Below are 251 nucleotides of genomic sequence, written 5' to 3'. Positions count from 1 at the left end.
ACTTCTCAGCGTCCAACGGCTGTCCAGCATCCCTTGTTTCACTTCCCGGTAACCCAGCTCTATTTCCCATCGGTTTCTATATAACTCGCTGATATCGTTACCAGGGTAGCGGAAGGGGTCCGCCAGCCTGTCTCTTGATCAGATCTCTTGCTCGAGAGACTTGGCCAGCAGATAACCCTCAAGGATGGTTTGCAGTTTGAACCATCCTTCCCATAATCTCTCCCATCCCACTCGACCCGTGCGTTTACTGT

Annotated in this window: 1 pseudogene; it reads right to left on the bottom strand. The window is 51.8% G+C overall.

Annotated features, from left to right (window positions below):
• Positions 1-126: pseudogene (locus M6G53_RS25395) on the bottom strand (hypothetical protein); the annotation flags it as partial.
• Positions 127-251: the final 125 nt, after the last annotated feature.

The sequence above is a fragment of the Serratia nevei genome (genome assembly GCF_024160145.1).
Classification (GTDB): Bacteria; Pseudomonadota; Gammaproteobacteria; order Enterobacterales; family Enterobacteriaceae; genus Serratia; species Serratia nevei_A.
The sequence above is the reverse complement of the archived record's forward strand: the minus strand, read 5'-3'. Positions and strand labels throughout refer to the sequence as shown.